This window comes from Bradyrhizobium sp. Leaf396 (genome assembly GCF_001424605.1).
In the GTDB taxonomy this organism is placed as follows: Bacteria; Pseudomonadota; Alphaproteobacteria; order Rhizobiales; family Xanthobacteraceae; genus Bradyrhizobium; species Bradyrhizobium japonicum_C.
The window spans coordinates 295,868-302,212 of sequence record NZ_LMQJ01000066.1; the positions used below are offsets into that span (position 1 = coordinate 295,868).

Here is a 6,345-nt window from a genome sequence, read left to right on the forward strand (position 1 = left end):
TCTGTACATCTTGGCCGACCTACGTCATTTAGACTGGGCAGTCTAAATGGGTACCCAACCTATGCCAATGCGTCAAGAAACGGAACCGACAAGACGACGGTCATCCGGTCGACATGACATCCATGTGGCCATACTCAAAGCGGCATCAGAACTCTTCGGTCGACAGGGCTTTTCCGCCACTTCCATGGACGAGATCGCGCTTAAGGCAGGGGTGGCCCGCCAAACGATCTACAATCACTTCTCAGGAAAGGATCAGGTGTTCCAAGCCTTGGCAGAGTACTTCGCCGATCTGGTAACCGCCTCGCTGCCCGAGTTTGCGGACGGCTCGGACCTAAGCTCTAGCCTCATCGATCTGGCCCGTCGCATTCGTTCGCAACTGCTCGCCCCCACTTCGATCGCCTTGCACAGGGTGCTAATCTGGGAGGCGCCGCATTTTCCAGAACTCGCCAAGGCGGTGTATGCGGCTGGTCCCCACCGGTTGATTTCCCAGCTCGCGACGCAACTTGCGGCGAAGTCGTCAAGGCGCCTTTCGCCGGCCGAAGCGATGCACGCGGCAGAGCAGTTTGTAGGTATGATCCTCGGGCGCAGCCAACTCCGAGCCCTCCTCGGCGTAGGCGAGCCCACTGAGGCCCATGCCGCAGCACGTGTCGAACAGACGGTGGAAGCGTTCCTAAAAGGATGGGATCTTGGCTGATCTTGCCCCTGTTTGCCCTCTGTACCGGGTTTGGCCCCGCTTGGGGCGCCGCGCACCCGTTCGGTGCGAGCCCGTCGAGGCTCGTGCGGGGTCGGCTGGTGTTTTAGTCGATCCTTCCATTCCTTGATGATCTGCGGGCCTCGATGACATTGGTGAACAGGTGCTCGTCGGGACGCTGGTCGCGCAACCAGTCCTTGAAGCTTTCCACAAACCCATTCCGGCGGCTTGCCGGGGGAGATGTATTGCCACTTCATCCCGAGGTCTTCCTGCCTGGCCGACATGGTGTTTGAGGTGAACTCGGTGCCTTGTCGCTGACGATCATGCGGGCTTGGCCTCGCGCCTCGATAACGCGGTCAAGCTCGCGGATCACCCGCAGTGCGGTGAACGAGGTATCCACGTGCGTATTCCAGCCGATCGTGATCACCCATTCCAGGCCATCGTGATCACCCATTCCAGAGCATCGTGATCACCATTTCCAGCCGATCGCGATCGCTATTTCCAGCGATCGCGATCGGGGGCAACCAGGCGGCGCGCACCGCTGACAGTCTGCAATCCGGAGATGCCCGACCGAGAGACTGTCCATGCGCCACATTCGCGAAGTTCTACGCCTGCATTACAGCGTCGGCATGTCGCAACGCGCCGTTGCCCGCAGCCTCGGGCTGGCCCAGGGCACGGTCAGTCAAAGTAACGGCTGCCGTGTTCGGATTCTTGAGGACGAGTACTTTCTTGGAGTTGACCTAGCGAAAGCGCTGAGACCACTTGGTGCAGAGGTCATCGGGCCCATTCCTGAGCTTTCCGGGCGATCGAGCCGGATAGCTTTGATGTGGCCGTACTCGATATCAATATACGAGGAAGCTCATCCTATTCGCTGGCGGACGAGCTCATGTAGCAACACCTCGGCACGGTCTGGTAAGGGCTAGACTGAAGCGCCCTTTTCAGCGGTGTAGCGCCTCAGAACTCGTCCAACGAGCAAGGCACCCCGCCACGCTGAGTACAGCGGTCACGCAGCTCGTTGGCAATCTCCTGTGTGACGTCGCGTGACCAGCCGCCGGCGGGATTGAAGGCGATTGCGCGGGCTGGATTTAGATGTCCAGTAGGTCTCGGATCAAGGCGGGCCGCTCTGTGTCCGCTTCGCGGTTTCGCGCCAAGCCCGCCCGTACTTCCCCCCAAGGTCGTCCAGCACGAGATAAATATCCCGATCGATTTGGTCTGGTACGATCGACGGTGAGCCAGCCATTACGCAACTCCATCTAGCTCTAAGTCAAAATAGCTCCTATCGTTCGTTCCTAATTAGTAAACAATCTCCTGTAACGTTGGTGGCAGCCTTGCTTGAGCTACCTCGACCACCGGCTACACGGCTTGCCGCACAGAGAGTCGCGCCTCACTTACTTGCCGTAGGACGCGTCTTACTCTCCTTCGCCCCGGTCCTCTTTCGGCATCCCTGACCGGACTTTGACGGCGGTCCGCCGGCGATGGCCAAGCCGGCCATGAAGGCTGGCGGATCCGCCGGAAAAGTTTGCTCAAGGGCAAGATCGAGGTCTTCGTCGCGCAAGGGGCTCTCCTAACAGGCCAGAAAGAACGCGAGATTGCAGACGCGGTTTCTGATCTGGAGGCGGGAGATCGGGACTGCACTGCCTCTCCTCCGTGGTGCCTTCATAGCGGCCCGGGTTTACCCCGCCTCTAGATCAGCGCGCGCCGGTGATCTAGGCAAGACACCTTGGCACGCAAGACCCCTCCTCTTGAAACCGAGGCCTCCGAGCTAGTTCATAAGTGCCGCGCAGCGAAGCGGCGCCGGATGTCGGCAAGGGCCCGGCCAAAGGCGTCGGGTCCTGGCCCGATGGGACTTGTATCCACGTTGCTCAACGAGGATGTGGTATGAGAACGCACGATCCAATGTCGCTCTGGTGGTCAAATACCGCACCGACGATCAACTCTGGAGATCACCGTCATTTTCGAGCGGAACTCGTCGGTGGCGAAGGGCCGCAAAGGCCAGGATAAGACCTCGAGCAAGATTGCCGCAAGAGAGGGCGCGTGCACCGCCCCGCGCCGTCTCCCGCTTTTGCTGAGAGAGAATGAACCAAAACAGAGTTACGCGTGCCACCTACTGCGCTCGCCTTTCGGTTAAGGGAGGTTTGACCATGGCAATGCTGCCCCTATCTCTCAAGAAGAGAGGCTAACTTGGGCAGCCGGCGCTGGGCGTCCGAAGTGGAGCGGCTCGCGCTCCAGCGGCTTCGCTGTCTCAGCGGCCGGTATAGATCGAGCTTGCATGTTCATGTTGGTCTGCTCCCGGGCGAGCCGCGCTTCGCTTGCGTAACTCGTCGAGACGGCCCGCGAGGCTTCTGGGTCACCTGGCTGGAACCGCTTCGGTTTCTTCATGGTACGCCACCGTCTTCTACCAAACCAGCGACGCACTTCTGCGTTTGCTCCAAAATCAGGGCTGTGGCCCTCGTTGTCTAGCAAGCCGCGCAGAGATCACTGTGAATGTCGGCAAGCGCCTCGTTGAATGCCTCGAGGCAACTCATCAGTTGTCCTACGTTCTGCAGGCGCGCGTGCACATGATGCCGAGCAAACGGAAGACCATCACCGGCGGCTCGCCATGCGCCATGCGAAATTGCGGTCCGACTGATTCGAACAGGACATTCACGGCGGGCAATGCCTGCTTGATCCGGTCCAAAATGCCTTCGATGTCTTCAGGCTGCAGCCGACGAGATGGGCGATCTGGCGCTGCGGTGCGGCAGGCGGCATAGGGCCAAGCTCCGTCACGATCTGGTTCTCGATTTACTGCCGGACTTGCTATGGCGCATTGCGGATCTGGTCCGCCGTCAAGGTAGGTCCGATCTTCTAAAGGCACCCTGCCGAACAGGCCGTTTTGGCTACTAATCTGCCGCGCGGCAATCAGGGTGACAGTGGAGCGTCAATCAGGATGAGAGAGCTTCGCCGGGCTCGTGACGCAGGGAGGGCGTAGCCCGACCGGAGTTACGAGCCCGGCGTCGGCGCGATCCNTGCCGCGCGGCAATCAGGGTGACAGTGGAGCGTCAATCAGGATGAGAGAGCTTCGCCGGGCTCGTGACGCAGGGAGGGCGTAGCCCGACCGGAGTTACGAGCCCGGCGTCGGCGCGATCCKTGAGGGACCGCGCCGACTGGTGATCGCGGCCGGTGGGTTATGCAAGTGGTTCTTCCGCCAAGAGGAATCACTCGCTTGCCAGGCCGACACGTTACCGATCACCAGATGAGGCTCTACATGAAGTACCGTCAGACCGATACCCCGCCAGTGGCCGCTGCCAGAGCGTCGTTCAGTACMTCGACCGCGTACCGCTTCGACAAGGATCGAAGGCTCCCATCGCAGAAGAAGGGAGCCCGCGGCCGGCGCCGACCGGACCCCTTAGCCGACGTGTTCGAGRTCGAGRTCGTSCCGATGCTCAAGGCCGCCCCCGGCGTGCGGCCGATTGCGATCTTCGAGGAGATGTTACGACGYCATCCTGAACTCGGGGCCGGAATCCGCCGCACGCTGGAGCGCCGGATCCGCGCTTGGCGGGCAATCCACGGCGAGGAGCAGGAAGTTATCTTCCGGCAGACCCATGAGCCCGGCCATGTCGGCTTGTCCGACTTCACCGACATGGGCGAACTCGGGGTAACCATCGCGGGCGTGCCGCTCGATCATCGCCTCTACCACTTCCGGCTGGCCTATTCCGGGTTCGAGCACGCCCATGTCGTGCTCGGCGGCGAGAGCTTCGTTGCCCTGGCGGAAGGCCTGCAGAATGCCCTGTGGTCGCTCGGCGGGGCGCCGCGGGAGCATCGGACCGACAGCCTGTCGGCCGCCTTCTGCAATCTGGACCGGAATGCTCAGGACGATCTGACGCGGCGGTACGAGGACCTCTGCGCCCATTACGACATGCGGCCCTCCCGCAACAATCGCGGCATCGCCCATGAGAATGGGGCGATTGAAAGCTCGCACGGCCATCTCAAGCGGGCGATCGCCGATGCGCTGCTGCTGCGCGGCACCACCGACTTCGACGATCTCGTCGCCTACCGCGGCTTCATCGACGAGATCGTCAGCCGCCGCAATGCCCGCAACGCCAAGCGGATTGATAGCGAGCGCGCTGCCCTGCAGACGTTGCCGGATCGCCGCACCTCGGACTACGAGGAGGTGATTGTCCGCGTAACGTCAAGCGGCGGCTTCACCTTGCGCAAGGTGTTCTATACCGTGCCGTCACGCCTGATCGGCCATCGGCTGCGGGTTCGCCTTTACGACGATCGTCTCGACGTGTTCGTCGGCGGCACCCATCTCGTCACCCTGCCGCGTGGCCGGCCGCATCCTAACGGCAAGCATGACCAGGTAGTCGATTATCGGCACGTGATCCATTCCTTGCGGCGCAAGCCGATGGCGCTGCTCAATCTCGTCTACCGTGATCGGCTGTTCCCGCGCGATGCCTACCGCCGAACCTTTGACCTGCTTCGGCAACGGCTGCCGGACAAAAAGGCTTGCCGCCTCATGGTCGATCTGCTCGCACTTGCCCATGAGCGCGGCTGCGAGGCCGGACTCGCCGATCAGCTCGCGGCTGATCTTGAAGCTGGCCGGCTACCGGACCTTACCCGGCTACGAGCTCACTTCGCCCCTGATCCTACCCACGTGCCGAACGTCGTGGTGCATCTCGCGCCGCTCGCCACCTATGAATGCCTCATCGGTGCGTCTGAGATCGGAGGTGCCGCATGAGCACGGCGAACACCGTCGACACCGCACGCCTCAACCTGTTGCTCAATGAGCTGCGCCTACCCGCCATCAAGGTGCTGTGGCCGCAGTTTGCCGAACAGTCCGATAAGGAAGGTTGGCCGGCGGCCCGCTTCCTTGCCGCCATAGCCGAACACGAGATCGCCGAACGCGGCCGCCGCCGGATCGAGCGCCATCTCGTCGAGGCGCGGCTGCCCGCCGGAAAGACCTTCGACAGCTTCGACTTCGAGGCCGTGCCGATGATCTCCAAGGCGCAGGTGACCGCGCTCGCCGCCGGCGATGGTTGGCTCGGCAAGGGCGCCAATTTGCTGCTGTTCGGGCCGCCCGGCGGCGGCAAGAGCCACTTGGCGGCAGCGATCGGCCTGGCCCTGATCGAGAACGGCTGGCGCGTCCTCTTCACCCGCACCACTGATCTCGTGCAGAAGCTCCAGGTAGCGCGGCGCGAGCTCAACCTCGAGGCGGCGATCAATCGTCTCGATCGCTTCGATCTCATGATCCTTGATGATCTCGCTTACGTCACCAAGGACCAAGCCGAGACCAGCGTGCTGTTCGAGCTTATCAGCGCACGCTACGAGCGGCGCTCGATGCTGATCACGGCCAATCAGCCCTTCGGCGAATGGAACAAGGTCTTCCCGGACCCCGCCATGACCCTCGCCGCTATCGATCGCCTCGTTCACCACGCCACCATCGTCGAGATGAACGTCGAGAGCTATCGCAGGCGCACCGCCCTCGAACGCAAGCGCGGCCCCGGACGGCCGCCTTCGCACGCGACACCCAAAACTGTCGCTGATTGACGCTCCGCGACAATCAGAGCCAACAAAACTCTTGCGCGCGACAATCATCGCGGCAATCATCACCTCGCCGCGACACCGACTCGCCATCCTGATTGTCGCGCGCTTCCCACCCAGATTGTCGCGCTATA

General features: G+C 62.0%; 5 protein-coding genes. 3 read left to right on the top strand and 2 right to left on the bottom strand.

Annotation, left to right across the window (positions count from 1 at the left end; genetic code table 11):
• Nucleotides 1-124 precede the first annotated feature (124 nt).
• Complete coding sequence (locus tag ASG57_RS36125; protein ID WP_057199284.1) at nt 125-694, top strand: TetR/AcrR family transcriptional regulator; 570 nt, start codon at nt 125-127, stop codon at nt 692-694.
• Between the two features lie 250 nt (nt 695-944).
• On the opposite strand, the gene ASG57_RS38325 is transcribed toward ASG57_RS36125, so the two are convergent.
• Nucleotides 945-1,145, bottom strand: a complete 201-nt coding sequence (locus ASG57_RS38325; RefSeq protein ID WP_156402927.1) for a hypothetical protein — start codon at nt 1,143-1,145, stop codon at nt 945-947.
• 2,079 nt (nt 1,146-3,224) lie between these two features.
• Complete coding sequence (locus ASG57_RS38330) at nt 3,225-3,368, bottom strand: hypothetical protein (RefSeq protein ID WP_156402928.1); 144 nt, start codon at nt 3,366-3,368, stop codon at nt 3,225-3,227.
• Between the two features lie 525 nt (nt 3,369-3,893).
• Here ASG57_RS38330 and istA point away from each other — a divergent pair.
• Both istA and istB read left to right on the top strand, forming a co-directional pair.
• Nucleotides 3,894-5,408, top strand: a complete 1,515-nt coding sequence (gene istA / locus ASG57_RS36130; protein ID WP_057199285.1) for an IS21 family transposase — start codon at nt 3,894-3,896, stop codon at nt 5,406-5,408.
• Nucleotides 5,405-6,217, top strand: coding sequence for an IS21-like element ISBj11 family helper ATPase IstB (istB, locus tag ASG57_RS36135; RefSeq protein WP_057199286.1), 813 nt, complete (start codon nt 5,405-5,407; stop codon nt 6,215-6,217). Before istA ends, istB begins: the two co-directional genes overlap by 4 nt.
• The last annotated feature ends 128 nt before the right edge of the window (nt 6,218-6,345 follow it).

Bases quoted from the DNA above. Each gene is read 5' to 3' on its own strand.
- ASG57_RS38325 (WP_156402927.1), bottom strand. From the start codon at position 1,145: ATGGGTGATCACGATGGCCTGGAATGGGTGATCACGATCGGCTGGAAT.
- istB (WP_057199286.1), top strand. From the start codon at position 5,405: ATGAGCACGGCGAACACCGTCGACACCGCACGCCTCAACCTGTTGCTC.